Source organism: Gilliamella sp. ESL0405 (assembly GCF_019469205.1).
Classification (GTDB): domain Bacteria; phylum Pseudomonadota; class Gammaproteobacteria; order Enterobacterales; family Orbaceae; genus Gilliamella.
Map to the genome: position 1 here is coordinate 2,609,524 of NZ_CP048265.1, position 23,427 is coordinate 2,632,950.

A 23,427-nucleotide genomic window follows, 5' to 3' on the forward strand; every position below is an offset into this window, starting at 1 on the left:
AAATAAATTAATGAAATAAGAATTATTATCAATTAATGGATGATCATTACAGCTGATTTGTCATTCATTATAAATTTAAATTCATACATCTTAATGAAACATTGGTATAATAAGCCCATTTAATCGAATAATTAGAAAAATTATGTCACAATCCACTTATAACGCCGTTGATATTGAAGTCCTTAAAGGACTCGATCCCGTTCGTCATCGTCCGGGTATGTATACTGACACAGCTCGCCCAAATCATTTAGGGCAAGAAGTTATTGATAACAGTGTCGATGAAGCGATAGCAGGTCATGCTCGTCAAGTTAAAGTCACGCTTTATGAAGATAATTCATTGGAAGTGATTGATGATGGACGAGGCATGCCGGTTGATATTCACCCCGAAGAGGGTGTGCCGGCAATTGAGTTATTACTCTGCCGTTTGCACGCTGGTGGTAAATTTTCGAATAAAAATTACCAATTTTCCGGTGGACTTCACGGTGTGGGTATCTCGGTGGTTAATGCCTTATCAAAACGCGTTGAAGTAACGGTTAACCGTGACGGACAAGTGTACCAAATCGCTTTTGAAAATGGCGATAAAGTGGAAGATTTGCACGTCATTGGTACTTGTGGTCGCCGTAATACCGGTACTAAAGTCCATTTTTGGCCAGACGAAAAATATTTTGATTCGCCAAGATTTTCGGTGCCTCGTTTATCTCATCTGCTTAAAGCTAAAGCGGTGCTTTGCCCGGGACTGGAGATTATCTTTAAAGATAAAATCAACAACACCGAACAACGCTGGTGTTATCAAGATGGCTTAAAAGATTATCTCATGGAGTCCGTGAGTGGTTACACACTACTACCTCAAGAGCCGTTCACCGGAAGCCATACTGGCGACACCGAAGCAGTTGAATGGGCACTACTTTGGTTACCGGAAGGAGGCGAGCTGTTAACGGAAAGCTATGTTAACTTAATCCCAACGGTGCAAGGTGGTACCCATGTTAATGGTCTACGTCAAGGACTACTTGATGCAATGCGAGAATTTTGTGAATTTCGCAACTTGTTACCACGAGGCTTAAAACTCACTGCCGATGATATTTGGGAACGTTGTGCTTATGTATTATCAGTAAAAATGCAAGAGCCCCAGTTTGCCGGACAAACCAAAGAACGTTTATCATCACGACAAAGTGCGGCTTTTGTTTCAGCCATTGTTAAAGATGCCTTTAGCCTTTGGCTAAATCAACATGTACAAGTCGCTGAATTACTGGCTGAAATGGTGATTTCAAGCGCACAAAAACGGCTTAGAGCCTCAAAAAAAGTTATCCGTAAAAAATTGACCAGTGGTCCGGCGCTTCCGGGCAAACTTGCCGACTGCTCATCACAAGATTTGAGCCGAACAGAACTGTTTTTAGTGGAAGGAGATTCTGCGGGCGGTTCAGCTAAACAAGCACGCGATCGGGAATATCAAGCAATAATGCCGTTAAAAGGTAAAATTTTAAATACTTGGGAAGTCTCATCAGACGAAGTATTAGGCTCACAAGAGATCCACGATATCTCTGTTGCCATAGGCATTGACCCGGATAGTGATGATTTAAGCCAATTACGATATGGTAAAATTTGTATATTAGCCGATGCCGATTCTGACGGTTTACATATCGCTACACTTCTTTGTGCGCTATTTGTGCGTCATTTTAAAGCCATGGTTGAACATGGGCATGTCTTTGTTGCTATGCCACCACTATATCGAATCGATCTGGGTAAAGAAGTGCATTACGCCTTAGATGAAGAAGAAAAAGAAGGGATTTTAGATCAACTAAAACGGAAAAAAGGCAAACCGAATGTCCAACGTTTTAAAGGTCTTGGTGAAATGAATCCACTGCAATTACGTGAAACCACCATGGATCCCAATACTCGCCGTTTAGTACAGTTATCATTGGATAATTCAGAAGAAACGATGGCGTTAATGGATATGTTACTTGCTAAAAAGCGTTCAGAAGATCGCCGTGAATGGTTGCAAGAAAAAGGTGATCAAGTCCAACTTGATGTCTAACATAAAGAATGATTTAGAGGAACAATAATGAGTGAGATAACTCATGACGGAGTAGAAGTTCAGTCGCTACGTACTTTTACAGAGAGCGCATATTTAAACTACTCAATGTATGTCATTATGGATCGTGCACTGCCGTTTATCGGTGACGGTTTAAAACCTGTGCAACGCCGTATTGTTTATGCCATGTCTGAATTGGGGCTTAATGCTCAGGCTAAATTTAAAAAATCTGCTCGTACAGTCGGTGACGTATTAGGTAAATATCACCCACATGGTGATAGCGCCTGTTATGAAGCAATGGTACTTATGGCACAGCCATTTTCCTACCGTTATCCATTAGTAGACGGTCAAGGTAACTGGGGGGCGCCGGACGATCCAAAATCCTTTGCCGCCATGCGGTATACCGAATCACGCCTATCGAAATATGCTGAATTACTATTAGGCGAGCTTGGGCAAGGTACTGTTGATTATACGCCTAACTTTGACGGAACGTTACAAGAGCCGAAAATGTTACCGGCAAGATTACCCAATATCTTATTAAATGGCACCACCGGTATTGCCGTCGGTATGGCAACGGACATACCACCACATAATATTCGTGAAGTGGCAAACGCTGCTATTATGTTAGCAGATAATCCAAATGCGACTTTAACTGAAGTAATGGCTCACATACAAGGGCCGGACTTCCCTACTGAAGCGGAAATCATTACCCCACCACAAGATATTGAAAAAATCTATAAAACAGGTCGTGGCTCCATTCGAATGCGAGCGGTGTGGAAAAAAGAAGACGGCGACATCGTCATTACCGATTTACCGCATCAAGTATCCGGTGCCAAAATTCTTGAGCAGATTGCGGCGCAAATGCGAGCCAAAAAATTACCGTTAATTGAAGATTTACGGGATGAATCGGATCATGAAAACCCAACTCGACTGGTCATTGTGCCTCGTTCAAATCGTGTTGATTTAGAACAGGTAATGAACCACCTATTTGCCACCACCGATCTGGAAAAAAGCTATCGGGTCAATATGAACATGATTGGGCTGGACAATCGCCCGTCGGTTAAAGGTTTAGTTGAGATCTTAACCGAATGGTTAGCCTATCGTCGCAATACCGTAACCAGACGTTTAAACTATCGTTTAGACAAGGTGTTAAAGCGCCTTCATATTTTAGACGGTCTACTTATTGCATTTTTAAATATTGATGAAGTGATTGAAATTATTCGCTATCAGGATGATCCCAAAGCCGAACTGATGCGCCGTTTCGATTTAAGTGAAATCCAGTCTGAAGCGATCTTAGAGTTAAAACTTCGCCATTTAGCCAAATTAGAAGAGATGCGTATCAAAGGTGAGCAAAGTGAGCTGGCAAAAGAGCGTGATCAACTGCAAGCACTGTTATCTTCGCCAAGAAAACTCAGTAACCTTATCAAAAAAGAGTTACAACAAGATGCGGAAAAATATGGCGATGATCGCCGTTCGCCAATTGTTGAACGTAGCGAAGCTAAAGCAATTACCGAACAAGAATTAATACCGTCTGAACCGGTTACCATTGTCTTATCTGAAATGGGTTGGGTCAGAGCGGCAAAAGGTCACGACATCGATCCAGTCGGGTTAAGTTATAAAGCCGGCGACAGCTTTAAGGCAGCAGCCAAAGGTAAGAGTAATCAACCGGTTGTGTTTATTGACTCAACCGGCCGTAGTTACGCTGTAGAGCCAAACACCTTGCCATCGGCACGAGGTCAAGGCGAGCCACTTACCGGTAAACTGGCATTGCCGGCAGGTGCTACCGTTGAAAAAGTACTTATGTCAGCCAATGATAATCAGAAATTCTTACTGGCCTCAAGTGCCGGCTATGGGTTTATTTGTCGGTTTAGTGATTTAGTAACCCGTAACCGAAACGGTAAAGCGATTATCAACCTATCAAATAACGCAAATGTGCTTGATCCAGTTGAGATCACCAATGAAGATAGCTTATTGTTATCGATTTCTAAAGCTGGTCGGATGCTAATATTCCCAGTAAAAGATCTGCCGGAACTGGCGAAAGGCAAAGGAAATAAAATAATCTCCCTGTCCGGGGCTGACGATAGCCTAGCTTATTTGCAGTTAATTACGCCGGAAACGTCGATAACCCTATATGTTGGTAAACGCAAACTGACACTTTATCCGGCTGATTTAGAAAAATTTAGAGCAGAGCGAGCACGTAAAGGGACGTCTCTTCCTCGCGGACTGCAAAAGATAGATAAAATAGAGGTGAACGAATAATATGTCTTTAATTTGGGCTATTATTACTGGTGTTATATTAAGCAGTATACTCAAATCAGGTTGGGGCTATGTGTTCGGTTTTTTTGTTGGCCCAATGCTATATCAAGCATTCTGTAATAAATTGACTGAACAAAGAACTCAAGCCAATCCAACCCTATACTTGACAGTTGTATTTGAAGTATTGGGTCATTTAAGTAAATCTAAAGGTGTAGTCACCCAAGATGACATCAACCTTGCTCGCCAATTTATGGACAGATTGCAGCTTGATAATAACAGCCGTCAACTGGCGCAAGAGTCATTCAATCGAGGCAAAGCAAGTGATTACCCACTTAGATCACGCTTACGGGAGTTATATACGCAATACCGTTATCGACGAAATGTACTTAATATCTTTTGTGAACAACTGATACAAGCAGCCTTGAACGACGGCACTTTAGACGAAAAAGAGTCACAAATCTTATTTATTGTTGCTGATGAATTCAACATTCCACGCCGACAAATGGCAATGTATATTCAAATGATGATGGGCAGTTATCATTTTCGTCAAGAAAATTATTATGATCAGCAAAATCAATATCAACAAAGCAATAATTATGGTGGTTATCAGGGACGTTCGGCGCAGTCCGATTTACAAAACGCTTATAAAACGTTAGGCATTGAACCGAATGCCGAAATAGCCGTAATTAAAAGAGCGTATCGTAAATTAATGAACGAACATCACCCGGATAAATTAGTCTCAAAAGGTTTACCCAAAGCGATGCTTGAAGCAGCCAAAAAGCGAGCTCAAGAAATTCAAGCTGCTTATGATCTGATAAAAGCATCTCGTGGATTTAAATAGAGATTAAAACAATGATGCATTGGCGCTCAATTATTCGAATTATCGGTCTACTTATTGCACTACTGTCAGTCTTTATGTTACTGCCGGCTCTAGTGGCATTAATTTATCGTGACGGCGCTGGTGCGATTTTTGTTCGTTCATTTTTTGCAGCTTTGATACTCGGTTGCCTATTATGGTGGCCTAATCGTAATCATCGCCATGAGCTCAATACCCGAGAAGGTTTTTTTGTTGTTGTCCTGTTTTGGTTAGTGTTAGGGACGATTGGCGCTTTCCCTTTTATTTTTGACAATCATATCAATCTCAATTTAAGTACTGCGTTTTTTGAATCGTTCTCCGGTTTAACCACAACTGGCGCAACAACCATTGTCAAACTCGATCACTTACCTAAAGCACTACTGTTTTATCGGCAATTACTCCAGTGGCTCGGTGGTATGGGTATTATCGTGTTAGCTGTTGCCATATTACCATTATTAGGGGTTGGTGGCATGCAGCTATATCGTGCTGAAATTCCCGGACCACAAAAAGACAGTAAAATGCGCCCACGTATTGCCGAAACAGCCAAAACGCTGTGGTCTATTTATATCCTACTAACCACATTATGCGCCGTAAGCTTATGGTTTGCCGGCATGAATGTTTTTGACGCCATATCCCATAGCTTTTCAACCATTTCTATGGGCGGATTTTCCACCCACGATGATAACCTTGCTTACTTTAATAGTGCGACAATTAACTATATCGTTACTATTTTCCTTATTTTATCCGGCTGTAACTTCGCCCTCCACTTTGCCGCCTTTAATGGGTTTTCACTCAAGGTTTACTGGCGTGATCAGGAGTTCAGAACGTTTCTTTTTATTTTGCTGATACTCATTGCTATCTGCGCTTTTGTTATCTTTTTCTATAAGCCACATCGACTGAGCATTGATAAAATTGTCTTGCAAGTGGTGTCTATCTCCGCAACCGCTGGCTTTTCTGTCGATGATATCAATACCTGGCCTTCCTCATTACCGCTATTTTTACTTTGTGCTTCATTTATTGGCGGTTGTGCCGGTTCAACCGGTGGTGGTTTAAAAGTGGTACGGGTACTGCTGTTATTTATGCAAGGATCGCGAGAACTAAAACGCCTTATTCACCCTAATGCCATTTACACCTTAAAACTCAATAATCGGGTAGTACCCGAACGCATTATTGAATCAGTTTGGGGATTCTTTTCTGCCTATGCGCTGGTATTTTTAGTCAGCCTTTTTATTATTATGGCAACCGGTATTGATGCAACGGACTCATTTTATATTGTCGCTTCATCTCTCAATAATTTAGGCGTCGGGCTTGGTAGCGTTAGCGATAATTTTGCCAATGTCAGCGATCCTGTGAAATGGGTAATGGTGGTGGATATGTTATTTGGCCGACTGGAGATCTTCACACTCCTGGTGTTATTTACCCCAACCTTCTGGCGAAGTTAATTTTATACTAAAACATAGGTGTTTTCTGAAACTTCTTGTCAAACGATAATCAATACTATTGAAAACTAATTTAATGGTGATTTTTATCATTAACAAATAGCGAGCGATTTAGTGTAATTGATGCTGAGTAATAGATTTGGTTTGGTATCTTTTAAAATAATAGATAAACTTTTTATACTTAAACATAGGTGTTTTCTGAAACTTCTTGTCAAAAGATTATCAACATTGTTGAAAACTCATTTAATAGTGATTTTTTATCACTAACAAATAGCGAGCGATTTAGTGTAATTGATGCTGAGCAATAGCTTTGGATTTGCTATCTTTTTTAAATAATAGATAAGCTGTTTTTATACTAAAACATGGGTATTTTCTGAAACTTCTTGTCAAAATAATTAAAAATTACAAATATTTTATTGATTATTTAGCCAATTACAGACAGAATTATCGGGCAGCATGTGCTGTGTTTATTAGAGGTAATCACCTGACATATGGAATGGATCATGGATCCTACAATCTGGATTGGTTTATCCACTCTGGTTGTACTTGAAATCGTCCTTGGTATAGATAACATTGTTTTTATTGCCATCCTTGCCGAGAAACTTCCTCCCAACCAACGAGATAAAGCACGCGTCACAGGCCTTGCTTTCGCTTTAATTACGCGAATTGTGCTATTAATGTTTACCGGTTGGTTAGTCACCTTAACGACCCCACTGTTTTCACTCTCCGGTATCAGTTTTAATGCTCGTCAATTGATTATGCTTATCGGTGGGATATTTTTACTGTTCAAAGCGACAATGGAGCTTAATGAGCGGTTAGAAGGCGCCTCTCATCAAGACGGTAAGCCAAAAAAGACCTCGCACTTTTGGACAGTCGTGGCTCAAATTGTGGTACTTGATGCGGTATTCTCGCTCGATTCAGTCATTACCGCCGTTGGCATGGTTGAAAATATTCCGGTTATGATAATTGCGGTGTGTATTGCAATTTGCATCATGATGGTTGCCAGTAAACCGCTGGCTTATTTTGTTAATTCCCATCCAACCATTGTTATTCTTTGTTTAAGCTTTTTATTAATGATTGGTTTTAGTCTGGTGGCAGAAGGATTTGGCTTTGCCATACCAAAAGGCTATTTATATGCTGCTATTGGCTTCTCAATAATGATAGAGTTCTTCAATCAGTTGGCAATCTTTAACCGTAAAAAAGCACTCAACAAAAAACCATTGCGGGAACGGACTGCCGAAGCGATTTTACACTTATTAAAAGGTGATACTGAAGAAGATTCAGATAACAGCTCGATAGATGATGATTCAGATAACAACAAAAAAGAGTCGGTTTTTAATGATCAAGAGCTTAGCATGGTAGAACGTGTGTTAGGATTAGCTCAACGTTCAGTCAGTAGTATTATGACCTCACGATTAAATGTCGATATGGTCAACATTAATGATGACCGTGAAGTGATACTAAAAGAGATCTTCGACAATCCTCACTCTCGTTTGGTGGTCACCGATAACGATTCGATTGATGAACCTTTGGGTATCATACAAGTTAACGATCTGTTAAAAGACGTCATCCAAAACAAAGAGCCTATTGATATTGCATCACTGATCAAACAGCCGCTCATTTTTCCTGAAACGGTCTCTTTACTGGTTGCGTTAGAGCAATTTAAAAAGGCGAAAACCCATTTTGCTTTTGTTGTCGATGAATTTGGTTCAATGCAAGGGGTAGTCTCGGTCACCGATATCATTGAAACCATTGCCGGTGATTTTCCGACGGAAGAAGAGGAAATCGATGCCAAACATGACATTCAATGCCTTGAAGACCATACATGGATTGCCAATGGCTATATCCCGGTCGAGGAACTAGTCCGATTTGTACCTATTCCAATTGATGATAAACGTGAATATCACACCTTAGCCGGATTATTAATGGAAAAAGCCCAGCATCTACTCGAAGTGGGTGAAACCATGCAAATTGGTGATTATCTTTTTGAAATTGCACAGATCGAAAGTCACCGGATTTTGAAAGTGAAAATTACCTTAAACAAACTCGATTTAGGTTAAGCACTTTCACCGCCTTTTTAGCTCACTAAGGTGAGCTAAAAAGCAAAATTTATCCTACCTCGTCAAAACAAGATACAAAGTTTGCTAGTAGCAAAACCCTATTGATGACTTCATCAAACAAGCCCCTCTAGGTGCGCTTAACCGAGAAAGCCAACATCAGCAAATCGATTTAGCTACCACTCAATATTGAAACATAAGATAAAAATATCGCCAAAAACACCATTTCAAATAGAATCAAAACATCACCTTCAAATAATTGAAAGCAGGTCGAAAATGATAGTCCCATAGTTACTAATCTTCGAATCGTTAATCGCAAACCTTTAGAATAACGCTTGACCAAACTGAATAACTAGCAATAATAACGCAGTGAGATATCTGTTTATTGTAAGATGTCGCGCTGTCTCGCGACATCTTTTCTATTTTTATCTGTCACTGATGCGGGTAAAAATAACAGCAACATATTAGATAAACAATCATTCTTAATAACCAAAATTGGGCCTTAACTTATGAATTCAATATTCGAAAAAATATTTCAATTGAAAGAAAAGAAAACCACCATTGGTACCGAAATTATTGCTGGATGCACCACCTTCCTTACTATGGTCTATATTATCTTTGTCAATCCTTCCATTTTATCGGCAACCGGCATGGATACCTCAGCCGTATTTGTGTTAACTTGTGTTGTTACTGCGTTTGCAACCATTTTAATGGGCTTATTTGCAAACTTACCTATCGCATTAGCACCGGCTATGGGGCTTAATGTATTTTTTGCCTATGGTATTTGTGGCGCAATGGGCTACTCATGGCAAGTTGGTATGGGGGCAATCTTTTGGGGATCGTTAGTCTTTTTTGCATTATCGTTATTTAAAGTGCGCCATTGGCTAATTGAGCATATTCCGCAATGTTTACGAGTCGGTATCAGTGCAGGTATTGGACTATTTATTGCGTTTATGGGCTTTCAAAATATGGGCATTGTAGTTAGCTCGCCTGCAACACTCTTAACCTTAGGTAATATTTTATCGCTAAAAGTATTACTTGGTTCATTAGGCTTTTTCATCATTATTATTTTAGCCGCTCGCAACTTTCATGCTGCCGTGCTAATTTCAATCTTTGTAGTCACACTATTGGCACTTTGGCTTGATCCTAATATCACCTATCAAGGCATTGCTTCAGTACCACCTAGTGTTACCAGTGTTGTTGGTCATGTCGATCTGGCCGGTTCACTAAATGTGGGCATTATGGGCGTTATCTTTTCAATAATGATTGTCAGCTTATTTGATTCATCCGGCACAATTTTGGCACTCACCGATAAAGCAGGTATTTGTGATGAAAAAGGGCGTTTTCCTAAAATGCGTCAAGCGTTATTAATCGATAGTTTCAGCTCGTCACTTGGCGGACTATTTGGTACCTCTTCAGTTTTAACCTACATTGAAAGCTCGGCGGGTATTTCAGTGGGTGGTCGCACCGGTTTAACCGCTGTGGTTGTGGGTATTTTATTTTTAATGATGACATTCCTATCGCCATTAGCTCACTTAGTACCAAGTTACGCTACTTCTGGCGCCCTGATATTTGTCGGTATTTTAATGGTATCAAGTTTGGTTAAAGTTAACTGGTCAGATTTAACCGATGCGACACCGGCTTTTATTACTGCTTTAATGATGCCGTTTGCCTTTGCTATCACCGAAGGTGTGGCGCTCGGTTTTATCTCTTATGTGGTATTAAAAACCTTCACCGGTAAATTTAAAGAGTTAAACCTATGTGTCATTATTTTTGCCGTGTTATTTGCACTGAAATTTATTTTTATTGATCATCATTAATGGCTGAATACTACTTCTACCGTGCTCAGCGGTAGAGGTGGTTTTGTCTGATTGCCAATTATTTTCCGCTATTTCAATTCTCTTCATCATGCCATAACAAGGCTCTGCACTCATCAGCTCATCTCCAATTCCAATAATTCACCAATAGAGTTTGATCTACATCACAAAAACCAAAAAACATAAAAATAGTACAAAATTTAATAATTGTTGTTGCGTTAAAAATTCATGCATATTGATGACAGCACTTAAGCCATTGATAGCCTATCTAAAAATGGATTTAAAGAAATAACGATTAATCAACAACTTATTAACCAAATTTAGAGGTAAATTATGAGTCATTATTACGACAAAATAGAACGCATCAACTACGAAGGCACACAAACAGACAATCCTTTTGCATTCAGGCACTATAATCCCAACCAAATCATTTTGGGTAAAACCATGGCGGAACATCTACGCTTATCAATTTGTTATTGGCACACTTTTTGTTGGGCTGGGACAGATATGTTTGGCTCAGGCGCATTTCACTATCCATGGCAAACTGGCTCAGATCCATTAGCTAATGCAAAAGCGAAAGCCGATATAGCCTTTGAGTTCTTTTATAAAATGAATGTGCCTTTTTATGCTTTTCATGATGTCGATGTCGCACCCGAAGGCAATTCAATCCAAGAATATATCAATAATTTAGCAATCATGACTGATATTTTACTGGCTAAACAGCAACAAACCGGCGTTAACTTACTTTGGGGCACCGCCAACTGCTTTACCAATCCTAAATATGCTGCCGGCGCCGCCACTAATCCCGATCCGCAAGTATTTGCCTGTGCAGCAACACAAGTTGTCCACGCCATGAATGCAACACATCAATTAGGTGGGCAAAATTATGTCCTTTGGGGCGGACGTGAAGGATACGAAACACTGTTAAATACTGATCTGAGAAAAGAGCGTGAACAGCTTGGCAAGTTTATGCAACTGGTGGTTGAAAACAAATATAAAATCGGTTTTAAAGGCGCGTTACTTATTGAGCCAAAACCGCAAGAGCCAACCAAACATCAATATGATTATGATGTCACAACCATTTATGGCTTTTTAAAACAATTTGGCTTAGAAAAAGAGATTAAAGTTAATATCGAAGCTAACCATGCAACATTAGCCGGTCACTCATTCCAACATGAAGTTGCCTCAGCTATCGCACTTGATATCTTTGGCTCACTTGATGCTAACCGAGGCGATCCGCAACTAGGTTGGGATACCGATCAATTCCCAAATAGTGTAGAAGAAAATAGCCTTGTCATGTACGAAATTCTCAAAAGTGGCGGTTTTAAAACCGGTGGACTTAATTTTGATGCCAAAATTCGTCGTCAAAGTGTTGATAAATATGATGTATTTTACGGGCATATTGGCGCAATCGATACCATGGCATTATCATTGAAGTGCGCAGCCAAACTAATTGAAGATAACGTTCTTGAGCAAAAAGTCACGCAACGATATGCCGCTTGGGACGAAAACTTAGGTCAACAAATCCTACAAGGCAAGATGACGCTACAAGACATTGCCCAGTATAGTTTAGCCAATAATCTACAACCAAAACCTTGCAGTGGTGAACAAGAGAAGTTAGAAAATCGAGTTAATCGATTAATCTTTGGCTAAGCTAAATGTTGGTTGTAAACTAATCAGGTTAACGGTATCGTTAACCTTGGTAGTCAGCAGTAAAATGGAGAAGAGTATGTATATTGGTATTGATTTAGGCACTTCGGGTGTCAAAGTGATTTTAATGGATGAACAACAACATATTGTCACAACATTAACCAAACCACTCACCGTGTCCCGCCCACATCCATTATGGTCAGAGCAAGATCCGGAGCAGTGGTGGCAAGCAACCGATACGGCAATGCGTGAGCTTAGTGAGCAACATAATTTACAATCGGTAAAAGCCATAGGTTTAAGTGGTCAAATGCATGGTGCGGTATTACTCAATCAGCAATCACAAGTATTAAGACCTGCAATACTTTGGAATGACGGACGCTGTGATATTCAGTGCCACCAACTAGAACAACAGGTGCCCACTTCCCGCCAAATTACCGGTAATTTAATGATGGCAGGTTTTACCGCCCCTAAAATTAAATGGGTACAACAGCATGAACCGGACATCTTTGCTCAGATCGATAAAGTATTGCTCCCCAAAGATTATTTGCGTTTTAAAATAACCAATCAATTTGCTTCAGATATGTCCGATTCAGCCGGCACCATGTGGCTTGATGTAAGAAAGCGTGATTGGAATGATGAACTACTAAAAGCCTGTGGCTTAACACGACACCATATGCCAACGCTATTTGAAGGCAATCAGATCACCGGTTATGTGACCGATGAAATCGCTAAACGTTGGGGCATTAATCAGATTGCGGTGATTGCTGGCGGTGGTGATAACGCAGCCGGTGCGGTTGGGGTAGGTTTACATCAATCGGGGCAAGCGATGCTCTCATTGGGTACTTCAGGCGTCTATTTTGCCGTGACCGATCAGTTTATTAGCAACCCCGAGCAAGCCATTCACAGTTTTTGCCATGCCTTACCAAACCGCTGGCACCTAATGTCGGTAATGTTGAGCTGTGCTTCTTGCCTCGATTGGGCGTGTCAGTTACTGGACATTGAAGATGTCCCAACCTTACTGACTCTAATTGAAGCGCAACCGATCGATGACAAACCTTCGGTCTATTTTTTACCGTATTTATCCGGTGAAAGAACACCTCACAATAATCCCGAAGCTAAAGGTGTATTTTTTGGCTTAACTTATCAACACAACAAAGTCGATCTGGCAAAAGCGGTATTACTGGGGGTTAGCTATGCCCTTGCCGACGGCATCGATGCAGTTCATCAAACTGGCGTCACACCCGATAAAATTTTGGTCATTGGTGGCGGAGCCCGCAGCCGTTATTGGCGACAATTGCTGAGCGATGTTTCTGGTTATCGCATTGAATATTGTGAAGGTAGCGAAGTGGGTCCGGCATTAGGGGCAGCAAAACTGGCGCAAATCGCTTGTCATCCCAATACGGCGATAAGCGAACTGCTTGCGCCATTGCCAATTGTTCAAACGCATCAGCCCGATCGCAATCTCTACCAATATTATCAGCAACAACGCACTACTTTTAGAGATATTTATCAGCAACTTAAACCATTGATGTCATAATTATGACTTGCAGAATACCCTGTTAGGGTGTTCTGCACCTGTTACCCTGCCCTTTTTGCTTTTTTGCTTTCTTTGCCTTCTTAACGATATTAAACAATTTATCACTATTTCTCTTTGCCATTCTAAAAATAACGCGCATTAGCCAATAGATGACTTGTTAGGCTAACCCCTCTTTTTCTAATTATGTTAATTGAATCGGAAAATTTTATTACTCAGAGTGTGACACATATCTCATTAATAAGATTTCATAAATTTGAAACCAAATTTGATAATAACATTATCGGCATAGATAAATTATATTGGGCAAAACAACCTTAAAACTTATTTTTTTGATAAGTATTTTTATCCGTAATCTAACATTAAGAGAAAATAAAAATGCCTAAAATAAAAAATCCGGTGATACCGGGCATGTCTCCTGATCCGTCAATCATTCGTGTTAACGATACTTACTATATCGCCTCATCCACTTTTCATTGGAATCCAATCATTCAAATTTTTCAATCAAAAGACCTCGCTAATTGGCAACTCATTGATTATGTATTTAAACATGGTGAAGTCAATTTATCCGGAACAAATACCCCCGCCGGTGTCTGGGCACCGCATTTATCTTATGATTCGATAAATAAAAAATTTTGGCTAATATACTCGCATATGAAAAACATGGCCGGGCGAGAGTTTAATGCTGACACTTATGCCATTTGCGCTGAGGATATTAACGGGCCTTGGTCAGCGCCAATTTATCTTACCTCTATCGGTTTCGATCCGGCGCTGTTTCATGATGATGACGGTAAACATTATTTAACTATTTTAGAGTGGGAAACCCGACAAGGTTATCAAGCACCAGGGCATATTGTCATTGCTCAAGTCGATCTTGCTGAAGGAAAGCTCGTCAGCCCGTGGCATCGATTAACGCAAGGTTTTACAACTCGAGGTTGCGCTGAAGCGCCGCAGATTTATAAAAGGCTTGATAACTATTATTTGATAATAGCCGCCGGTGGTACGGGCTATGCGCACGGTATTGAAATCGGTCGAGCTAAAGATATTTATGGTCCTTATCAGCCCCACCCGTCCGGTGAGCCGATTGTCACCTCCTCACCTAATCATCTATTTTCATTAGGCGATCCCGATGCCGGCCATTTTGAAATGTTCAATCCTAATTCACTGATGCAAAAAGCGGGACACGGCTCACTTGTTGAGAGTCAAAACGGCGATTGGTATATTGCCCATTTGATGTCCAGACCAATAAAAGACACACTACTCAATCCGCTTGGTCGAGAAACCTCAATCCAAAAAATGCAGTGGACGGATGACGGTTGGCTAGTTATGGCAGACGGCTCTAATTTAGCCAAAATGGAATTTGATTCTTCGTTACCGCTAGAAGGCGAAATAAGTCATGACGTGATTGACGAGTTCGACCATGGCTATCAATTGGCGTTTATGACGCCTTATCAACATCAATCCAGCCAATGGGTGAATACCCATGAACGCCAGAGTCATTTGCGAATTTATGGACAAAACTCGCTATTTTCTCAAGTGACGCCGTCAATTATGGCAACTCGGGCTACTTCGTTTGACTATTACGTTCAAACTAAAGTTGAATTCCACCCGGAACACTACTCACAAACCGCCGGTGTTGGTCTTTATTATGACTCCAATAATTGGCTCTATTTACATTTAACTTATAGTGAACATCTCAAGACCCCGGTTTTAACCCTACTACAAGCAAAACTGGGTACCAGAATCGAATATGTCAATCACCGTATTGCTATCCCAAACGGAGTTGTGGAACTAAAATTATCCTACCAACATGGCAAAGTTGCGCTACTTTACCGACTCGATGACGTATGGATGCCAATTATGCAAGCACTAGATGTCCTTTATTTATCGGATGAAGGCGTCAATGGCGAACCGGGGGAAATAGGTGGATTTACCGGCTTATTTAATTTTATTGCAGCTGTCGATAGCTACCAACATCAATCTTATGCCGATTTTGATTATTACTACGTGATCAACAATGGTTAATATTTTAGGTAAAGTATTATGAAAACAACAATTCCATTAACTCGACTTATTCCCGGACTAATTATCGGCCCGGCATCGTGGTTAGGTCCCTATATTGCCGCATCAAGTCTCTTTTTACCGGCGCTAATTCAACAAATTGATGAAAACAGTAAGTTCCAATTATTAGCGCTATTTTCTTCTAGTGGTATGATAGCTGCGGCGATGTCAAATATGCTTGCAGGCTATTTATCGGATCGAACACGCTCCAAATTCGGTAATCGCTCACCTTGGATTGTAGCCGGCGCTGTCGCCTTTATGTTATCCATGATATTAGCTTCAATGGCCAATAGTATTCCTTTTTTGTTGTGTAGTTGGTTACTCGGCCAAGTTGCTTTAAACTTTATTGTTGCTCCTATGGTAGCCTGGATAGACTTTGCCGCTGAAGAGAGAAAAGGCACGGCCTCGAGCGCTTATGGCGGACTAGGTATGGCGTTAGGTAACAACGGTTTTACAATACTTGCTGCGATGTTTCTAGGCAACTTTCGATTTGGCTTTATCGTTTTTGGTATTATTACATTCATTGGCGTATTACTGTCGGTATTGATTGTAAAAGAGCCTTCAAACCTTAACCAAACGAGGGAAAACAAATTATCCAAAAGCGATAAAAAATTCCAAGATACATTGGATATCTTTCCCAAATGGGAAATCGGGCGAGACTATTATTTGGCATTAATTGGGAAACTTTTTCAAGGCATCAGTAACTTTACTATCATCGGTTGCATACTGTTTATTTTGACCGATTTTATACAATGCAATCCATCTGAAACAGAAAATGCCATCCAGCTCCTTAATTTAATTATGTTAATTTTTGGCATTTTAATGGGATTTATTGCCGGTCCAATCTGCGATAAATTAAAAGTGCTTAAACTACCGGTTGGGTTATCTACCCTCTTATTAGGCATTGGTGCATTAAGCTTATTGCTATGCCCAAATCAAATAGGCGTGTTAATTTATGCATTTTCCGCAGGAATCGGCATGGGAATATGGAATTCACTCGACAATTTATTGAATTTACAAGTCATCCCCAATAAGAATCAAGTAGCCTTTTTTTTAGGGTTCTATAATCTCGGTAACACAATAACTCAAGCAATTGCACCAATTATTACCGCATATGTGATCCTTTTTTGGGGCTTTTCAGCTATTTTTATTGTCTCTTTTGTGTTTGCCATGATTGGCGGCACGGCCATACTTTTAATTCGTTCAGTTGACAAATAAACGCATCAAAAAGGAAAAGGAAAAATATTATTTAAGCTTTTTCCTTTTTGTTTATGTTACCTATTATTCATGACGTTAAAGTGGCGCCGACTTAAGTGTGGTAAATTGCCGTCTAAAATCTTTAGGGGTCATACCATAACGTTTCTTAAACAGAAAATAGAAATACTGAACTGACGGATAACCACATTGCTGAGAAATGGTTTGAATGGATAAGGATGACTCAAGCAGAAGGTATTTAGCCTGATTAAATTTTTCTTCATGAATAACGGCATGAATGGTTTTACCTAATGACGATTTAAATCGAATTTCCAAATTAGAGCGTGATATCTGCATTTGTGAAATTACTTGCTCCACTTTAATTCCTTTACAGGCATGATCACGAATATAGTGAATGGCTTGGATAACATAGGGATCTTGAATCGATCGATAATCTGTCGAACGTCTGGCAATCACTTTTTTAGGAGCTATAAGTAAAGGACAAACCGGCACGTTACCTTTCATAAAGCGTTTTTGGAGCAAGTTTGCCGCATTAAATCCCATCTCTTCCGTACCTTGCTTAACGGTCGATAACGATACCATTGATAAATCATTGATGACTTCCTCATTATCAATACCAATTAGACATAACTCTTCCGGTATTTTTATGCCTGCTCTATCACACGCCTGTAAAATATGGTGTGCTCTGGCATCATTGACGGCAATAATACCGGTATTAATCGGCAAAGAGAGCAACCATTTAGAGAGCTTATCTAAGCCTTCTTGCCAATTATCAAGCGAAGTAGACATGCCTTGATAAATAAACCCTTCATACCCCTTTTGGGCTAAAATTTGCTTAAAAATGTCTTCTCGCACCCCAGCCCAACGACAATATCGGTTAGAAGGCAAACCGTAAAAGGCAAATTGACTAATCCCCTTAGCGCACAAGTGATTAAATGCACTTTCAATAATGGCAAAATTATCAGCAGCAACATAAGGCACATTAGGATAGCTCGATGTACCATGATAAGAGCTACCCACCCCAATTATTGGAATTTGAACATGTTTAAGCAAATCGGCAATATCCGGATCATCAAAATTAGCAATAATCCCATCGCAGTCAAAACGAAAAGAGGTGGTCGTGTCATAACGCAGCGTTTCAGAGATATAAATATTCCAATGAATATGATGTGACTTTAAAAAATCACCAATACCTTTTAAGATTTGACGATCGTAAATATTATTAGCATTAAATAACAATACAACTTTATAAGGTTCATTTTTTACATTCATCACAATTACGCACAACATTTATCCAATAACCAGTATCATATTACCGTTTTTTTTGATAAAAATTTAGCTTAAATTTCTAACGTTTGTCTCCTCCTATCTTAATGACCATTACCCTATGCCTAAGCTACATTGTTACTCAATATTTGCTTAGGCAATCTACGGCATTGGATAATCATTGGGATAAAAGTGATACATAAAACCTCAGCAATAACTTATCAATAAAAGATAAACTTTGTTTAATAAGATGATGCTTGATAACCAAAAATAGTTTAATTAAATAACATAATGAACTTGTGGTAATACTTGACATTATGCCTGTTGAGGTCTAGAATCTTGCGACCCAAAACTTATATCCATAGGCTTTGGGCTACAGTTATTAATTACGTATCTAAAAAGCAATTTTTAAATTTATTTTAATTAATCAGGAGCTTATTAATGGCAACAATTAATCAGCTGGTACGCAAACCAAGAGCGCTAAAGGAAGCGAAAAGTAACGTTCCTGCCCTTGAAGCATGCCCGCAAAAACGCGGTGTTTGTACACGTGTTTACACTACTACACCGAAAAAACCAAACTCAGCATTACGTAAAGTATGCCGTGTACGTTTAACCAACGGTTTTGAAGTAACTTCTTATATCGGTGGTGAAGGTCATAACTTACAAGAACATAGCGTGATTTTAATCCGCGGTGGTCGTGTTAAAGATTTACCTGGTGTTCGTTATCACACTGTTCGTGGTGCATTAGACTGCGCAGGTGTTAAAGATCGCAAACAAAGCCGTTCTAAATACGGTGTGAAACGACCTAAAGCTTAATGGAACTCCGTTAAGTAAGGCCAAACTATAATAATTCCATTTAACTCATTTGAGTTTTGGGTAAACCTGAAAATTTATAACATATAAACGGAGTATTCCAATGCCACGTCGTCATGTTGTCGGTCAAAGAAAAATTTTACCTGATCCGAAATTCGGTTCAGATTTACTGGCGAAATTTGTAAATATTTTAATGATAGATGGTAAAAAATCTATCGCAGAATCAATCGTATATTCAGCTCTTGATAAATTAGCTGAGCGTAGTGGAAAAGACCACTTAGCAGCTTTCGAAGTTGCACTAGATAACGTAAGACCAACTGTAGAAGTTAAGTCGCGTCGCGTTGGTGGTTCTACATACCAAGTTCCTGTTGAAGTGCGTCCAGTTCGTCGTAATGCACTTGCAATGCGTTGGATTGTAGATGCAGCACGTAAACGTGGCGATAAATCAATGGCTTTACGCCTAGCGAATGAACTTATGGATGCTTTTGAAAACAAAGGTACCGCTGTGAAAAAACGCGAAGATGTTCATCGTATGGCTGAAGCTAATAGAGCGTTTGCACACTATCGTTGGTAATCTTTCCACTGCTATTAAGTGGCTTGAAATTAGACTGACAGCACATATCTACTGTCAGTCAACCTAAATGATATTTTATTAAGCAAACGATTCTAAATAGAGGATTAATATGGCTCGTACAACCCCTATAGCACGCTACCGTAATATCGGTATCAGTGCACATATTGACGCAGGTAAAACAACAACTACCGAACGTATTTTGTTTTATACTGGTGTAAGTCACAAAATTGGTGAGGTTCATGATGGCGCAGCTACCATGGACTGGATGGAACAAGAACAAGAACGTGGTATTACTATCACTTCAGCAGCGACAACTGCATTCTGGTCAGGTATGGGACAACAATTTGAACCACACCGTATCAATATCATCGACACCCCGGGACACGTTGACTTCACAATCGAAGTTGAACGTTCTATGCGTGTTTTAGATGGTGCAGTAATGGTTTACTGTGCAGTTGGTGGTGTTCAACCTCAATCAGAAACAGTATGGCGTCAAGCAAACAAATATAAAGTTCCACGTATCGCATTTGTAAACAAAATGGACCGTATGGGTGCTAACTTCTTACGTGTTGTTGATCAAATCAAAACGCGTTTAGCAGCTGTGCCAGTTCCTTTAGTTCTACCAATCGGTGCTGAAGAAGCATTTACCGGTGTTGTTGATTTACTTAAACGTAAAGCAATTAACTGGAATGATGCTGATCAAGGCGTAACATTTACTTATGAAGATGTACCAGCAGACATGGTTGAGCAAGTCGAAGAATGGCGTGCAAACTTAATGGAAGCTGCTGCAGAAGCTAACGAAGAGTTAATGGAAAAATACCTTGGTGGTGAAGAGTTAACTGAAGAAGAAGTTAAATTAGCATTACGTGAACGTGTACTTGCTAATGAAATCATCTTAGTAACTTGTGGTAGTGCCTTTAAAAACAAAGGTGTTCAATTTATGCTTGATGCGGTAATTGAATATTTACCAGCACCAACTGATGTACCAGCAATTAAAGGTGAACTAGCAGACGGTGAACCAGCTGAGCGTCACTCTAGTGATGATGAACCATTCTCATCATTAGCGTTTAAAATCGCCACTGACCCATTTGTTGGTAACTTAACCTTCTTCCGTGTTTACTCGGGTGTGGTTAATTCTGGTGATACTGTTCTTAACTCTGTTAAAGACAAAAAAGAGCGTTTTGGTCGTATCGTTCAGATGCATGCTAATAAACGTGAAGAAATTAAAGAAGTTCGTGCCGGCGACATCGCTGCTGCAATCGGTCTTAAAGATGTCACAACTGGTGATACACTTTGTGCTGAAAGCGCACCAATCATTCTTGAAAGAATGGAGTTCCCTGAACCAGTTATCTCTGTTGCAGTTGAACCTAAAACTAAAGCTGACCAAGAAAAAATGGGGCTTGCTTTAGGTCGTTTAGCACAAGAAGATCCTTCATTCCGTGTTCACACTGATGAAGAATCTGGACAAACTATTATTTCTGGTATGGGTGAGCTTCACTTAGAAATCATCGTTGACCGTATGAAACGTGAATTTAAAGTAGAAGCAAATGTTGGTAAACCACAAGTAGCATACCGTGAAACAATTCGCAACGAAGTTGAACAAGAAGGTAAATTTGTTCGTCAGTCTGGTGGTCGTGGTCAATATGGTCATGTATGGTTAAAAATCAAACCATTGGAAGCTGGTGGCGAAGGTTACAAATTCAACAATGAAATTGTTGGTGGTGTAGTTCCTAAAGAATACATCCCGGCAGTTGATAAAGGCTGTCAAGAACAAATGAAAAACGGTGTTCTTGCTGGTTACCCAATTGTTGATGTTGAAGTCACTATCTTTGATGGTTCTTACCATGATGTTGACTCATCAGAAATGGCATTTAAAATTGCCGGTTCAATGGCATTTAAAGAAGGCTTTATGAAAGCTAAACCTGTGCTTTTAGAACCGATTATGAAAGTAGAAGTTGAAACCCCTGAAGATTATATGGGTGATGTTATCGGTGACTTAAACCGTCGTCGCGGTATGATCGAAGGTATGGAAGATACTGCAACTGGTAAAACAGTTAAAGCACAAGTTCCACTTTCTGAAATGTTTGGCTATGCAACAGACCTACGTTCTCAAACACAAGGTCGTGCTTCTTACTCAATGGAGTTCTTGAAGTACAATGAAGCACCAACAAATATTGCAACAGCAATTATTGAAGCTCGTAAAGCGAAATAATTTTTACATAAATAAAGTAACACTTCCCTTTTAAGATAAAGGGAAGTGATTTAATAAAGGAACATTAAGATGTCTAAAGAAAAATTTGAACGTACAAAACCCCACGTTAACGTTGGTACAATCGGCCACGTTGACCACGGTAAAACAACTTTAACTGCTGCAATTACTTCTGTACTTGCTAAAAAATTCGGCGGTCAAGCTCGTGCATTCGATCAAATCGATAACGCACCTGAAGAAAAAGCACGTGGTATCACCATCAACACTTCACACGTTGAATACGACACACCAACTCGTCACTATGCACACGTTGACTGTCCGGGACATGCTGACTATGTTAAAAACATGATCACTGGTGCGGCTCAAATGGACGGCGCTATCCTAGTAGTAGCAGCAACTGACGGCCCAATGCCACAAACTCGTGAGCACATCCTTTTAGGACGTCAAGTAGGTGTTCCTTACATCATCGTATTTTTAAACAAATGTGATATGGTTGATGATGAAGAGTTATTAGAATTAGTTGAAATGGAAGTACGTGAACTTCTATCTCAATACGACTTCCCGGGTGATGACACTCCAGTAATTCGTGGTTCAGCGTTAAAAGCGTTAGAAGGCGATGCAGCATGGGAAGATAAAATTGTTGAATTAGCTGAAGCTTTAGACAGCTACATTCCGGAACCAGAGCGTGATATCGATAAACCATTCCTACTTCCAATTGAAGACGTGTTCTCAATCTCAGGACGTGGTACAGTGGTAACAGGTCGTGTAGAGCGTGGTGTAATCAAAGTTGGTGAAGAAGTTGAAATCGTTGGTATCAAACCAACTACAAAAACAACTTGTACTGGCGTTGAAATGTTCCGTAAATTACTAGACGAAGGTCGTGCTGGTGAGAACGTAGGTGTATTACTTCGTGGTACAAAACGTGAAGAAATCGAACGTGGTCAAGTATTAGCAAAACCAGGTTCAATCACTCCACATACAGATTTTGAATCAGAAGTGTATATCCTAAGCAAAGATGAAGGTGGTCGTCATACTCCATTCTTCAAAGGCTACCGTCCACAGTTCTACTTCCGTACAACTGACGTAACGGGTACTATTGAATTACCAGAAGGCGTAGAAATGGTAATGCCAGGTGATAACATCAAAATGACAGTATCATTAATTCACCCAATCGCAATGGCAGAAGGTTTACGTTTTGCGATTCGTGAAGGTGGTCGTACTGTTGGTGCTGGTGTGGTTGCTAAAGTTATCAAATAATTATAGCTAACTATAAAGCGCATCGTAATGCGCTTTATCTCAGCAAAAAAGGCGCATATATTTGCGCCTTTTTTATTTTCTATAACGTTAATACAGCTGTTTAACATGTAATTTAAATTTAAACCTTTTTACTGAGATAAATGGCTATCATTTGCCAAATTCAAAGTAACACCATTGCAAAATGCAATCTCAGCTTCTCTACTCGCCGCTGCCAATACTTTTACATCCAAGAAATCAGCAATTGCTAGCTTTACGCCACAGTTAAACAAAAAATATTCATCACAATTGATATTGTCAGTTATTTAGTTAAATTTATAAAAAAAAGAGCATCATTCCACGCCTAAACAGCATCAAAGCGTTATTTATTTTTATTTAATTAATTATTACTTTAGGT

At 39.8% G+C, this 23,427-nt stretch carries 15 protein-coding genes; 14 read left to right on the top strand and 1 reads right to left on the bottom strand.

What is annotated here, in order from left to right:
• The first annotated feature begins 142 nt into the window (after nt 1–142).
• The 10 genes from parE to GYM74_RS11385 all read left to right on the top strand — a co-directional run bounded on the left by parE (nt 143) and on the right by GYM74_RS11385 (nt 16,917).
• A complete protein-coding gene (gene parE / locus GYM74_RS11340) occupies nt 143–2,032 on the top strand; it encodes a DNA topoisomerase IV subunit B (protein WP_220218314.1) in 1,890 nt (629 codons plus the stop codon).
• Nucleotides 2,033–2,059: 27 nt separating this feature from the next.
• Entirely contained in the window at nt 2,060–4,288 is a 2,229-nt protein-coding gene (parC, locus tag GYM74_RS11345) for a DNA topoisomerase IV subunit A (protein WP_220218315.1), read from the top strand.
• A 1-nt stretch (nt 4,289) separates the two neighbouring features.
• The gene (gene djlA, locus GYM74_RS11350; RefSeq protein ID WP_220218316.1) at nt 4,290–5,126 is read left to right on the top strand and encodes a co-chaperone DjlA; all 837 of its coding nucleotides are present in this window, start codon (nt 4,290–4,292) and stop codon (nt 5,124–5,126) included.
• Nucleotides 5,127–5,140: 14 nt separating this feature from the next.
• Nucleotides 5,141–6,583, top strand: a complete 1,443-nt coding sequence (locus GYM74_RS11355; RefSeq protein ID WP_220219663.1) for a TrkH family potassium uptake protein — start codon at nt 5,141–5,143, stop codon at nt 6,581–6,583.
• A gap of 488 nt (nt 6,584–7,071) precedes the next feature.
• A complete protein-coding gene (locus tag GYM74_RS11360; RefSeq protein WP_366518726.1) occupies nt 7,072–8,640 on the top strand; it encodes a TerC family protein in 1,569 nt (522 codons plus the stop codon).
• Nucleotides 8,641–9,146: 506 nt separating this feature from the next.
• Nucleotides 9,147–10,457 (top strand): NCS2 family permease, encoded by a 1,311-nt coding sequence (locus GYM74_RS11365; RefSeq protein WP_220218318.1) that lies wholly within the window; start codon nt 9,147–9,149, stop codon nt 10,455–10,457.
• A 330-nt stretch (nt 10,458–10,787) separates the two neighbouring features.
• On the top strand, nt 10,788–12,107 hold the full coding sequence (xylA, locus tag GYM74_RS11370) for a xylose isomerase (RefSeq protein ID WP_220218319.1): 1,320 nt from the start codon (nt 10,788–10,790) through the stop codon (nt 12,105–12,107).
• Nucleotides 12,108–12,183: 76 nt separating this feature from the next.
• Complete coding sequence (gene xylB / locus GYM74_RS11375) at nt 12,184–13,641, top strand: xylulokinase (protein WP_220218320.1); 1,458 nt, start codon at nt 12,184–12,186, stop codon at nt 13,639–13,641.
• A 375-nt stretch (nt 13,642–14,016) separates the two neighbouring features.
• Entirely contained in the window at nt 14,017–15,663 is a 1,647-nt protein-coding gene (locus GYM74_RS11380) for a family 43 glycosylhydrolase (protein WP_220218321.1), read from the top strand.
• Between the two features lie 18 nt (nt 15,664–15,681).
• Entirely contained in the window at nt 15,682–16,917 is a 1,236-nt protein-coding gene (locus tag GYM74_RS11385) for an MFS transporter (protein ID WP_220218322.1), read from the top strand.
• Nucleotides 16,918–16,992: 75 nt separating this feature from the next.
• Here GYM74_RS11385 and GYM74_RS11390 read toward each other — a convergent pair whose 3' ends face one another.
• On the bottom strand, nt 16,993–18,186 hold the full coding sequence (locus GYM74_RS11390) for a DNA-binding transcriptional regulator (protein ID WP_220219664.1): 1,194 nt from the start codon (nt 18,184–18,186) through the stop codon (nt 16,993–16,995).
• 435 nt (nt 18,187–18,621) lie between these two features.
• Between GYM74_RS11390 and rpsL the strand changes: the two genes are divergently transcribed.
• From rpsL to tuf, 4 genes are all read left to right on the top strand, one after another.
• Nucleotides 18,622–18,996: a 30S ribosomal protein S12 gene (gene rpsL / locus GYM74_RS11395; RefSeq protein ID WP_034883792.1), complete on the top strand. Its 375-nt coding sequence runs from the start codon at nt 18,622–18,624 to the stop codon at nt 18,994–18,996.
• A 100-nt stretch (nt 18,997–19,096) separates the two neighbouring features.
• Nucleotides 19,097–19,567 carry a 30S ribosomal protein S7 gene (gene rpsG / locus GYM74_RS11400; RefSeq protein WP_034883788.1) on the top strand — a complete coding sequence of 157 codons (471 nt, stop codon included), beginning with the start codon at nt 19,097–19,099 and terminating at the stop codon, nt 19,565–19,567.
• A gap of 109 nt (nt 19,568–19,676) precedes the next feature.
• Complete coding sequence (gene fusA / locus GYM74_RS11405; protein ID WP_220218323.1) at nt 19,677–21,779, top strand: elongation factor G; 2,103 nt, start codon at nt 19,677–19,679, stop codon at nt 21,777–21,779.
• A gap of 69 nt (nt 21,780–21,848) precedes the next feature.
• Nucleotides 21,849–23,033: an elongation factor Tu gene (gene tuf, locus GYM74_RS11410; RefSeq protein ID WP_220218324.1), complete on the top strand. Its 1,185-nt coding sequence runs from the start codon at nt 21,849–21,851 to the stop codon at nt 23,031–23,033.
• Nucleotides 23,034–23,427 lie beyond the last annotated feature (394 nt).

Excerpts from the sequence above, each read along its gene's own strand:
- parE (WP_220218314.1), top strand. The coding sequence starts at position 143 with ATGTCACAATCCACTTATAACGCCGTTGATATTGAAGTCCTTAAAGGA.
- parC (WP_220218315.1), top strand. The coding sequence starts at position 2,060 with ATGAGTGAGATAACTCATGACGGAGTAGAAGTTCAGTCGCTACGTACT.
- djlA (WP_220218316.1), top strand. The coding sequence starts at position 4,290 with ATGTCTTTAATTTGGGCTATTATTACTGGTGTTATATTAAGCAGTATA.
- GYM74_RS11355 (WP_220219663.1), top strand. The coding sequence starts at position 5,141 with ATGCATTGGCGCTCAATTATTCGAATTATCGGTCTACTTATTGCACTA.
- GYM74_RS11360 (WP_366518726.1), top strand. The coding sequence starts at position 7,072 with ATGGAATGGATCATGGATCCTACAATCTGGATTGGTTTATCCACTCTG.
- GYM74_RS11365 (WP_220218318.1), top strand. The coding sequence starts at position 9,147 with ATGAATTCAATATTCGAAAAAATATTTCAATTGAAAGAAAAGAAAACC.
- xylA (WP_220218319.1), top strand. The coding sequence starts at position 10,788 with ATGAGTCATTATTACGACAAAATAGAACGCATCAACTACGAAGGCACA.
- xylB (WP_220218320.1), top strand. The coding sequence starts at position 12,184 with ATGTATATTGGTATTGATTTAGGCACTTCGGGTGTCAAAGTGATTTTA.
- GYM74_RS11380 (WP_220218321.1), top strand. The coding sequence starts at position 14,017 with ATGCCTAAAATAAAAAATCCGGTGATACCGGGCATGTCTCCTGATCCG.
- GYM74_RS11385 (WP_220218322.1), top strand. The coding sequence starts at position 15,682 with ATGAAAACAACAATTCCATTAACTCGACTTATTCCCGGACTAATTATC.
- GYM74_RS11390 (WP_220219664.1), bottom strand. The coding sequence starts at position 18,186 with ATGAATGTAAAAAATGAACCTTATAAAGTTGTATTGTTATTTAATGCT.
- rpsL (WP_034883792.1), top strand. The coding sequence starts at position 18,622 with ATGGCAACAATTAATCAGCTGGTACGCAAACCAAGAGCGCTAAAGGAA.
- rpsG (WP_034883788.1), top strand. The coding sequence starts at position 19,097 with ATGCCACGTCGTCATGTTGTCGGTCAAAGAAAAATTTTACCTGATCCG.
- fusA (WP_220218323.1), top strand. The coding sequence starts at position 19,677 with ATGGCTCGTACAACCCCTATAGCACGCTACCGTAATATCGGTATCAGT.
- tuf (WP_220218324.1), top strand. The coding sequence starts at position 21,849 with ATGTCTAAAGAAAAATTTGAACGTACAAAACCCCACGTTAACGTTGGT.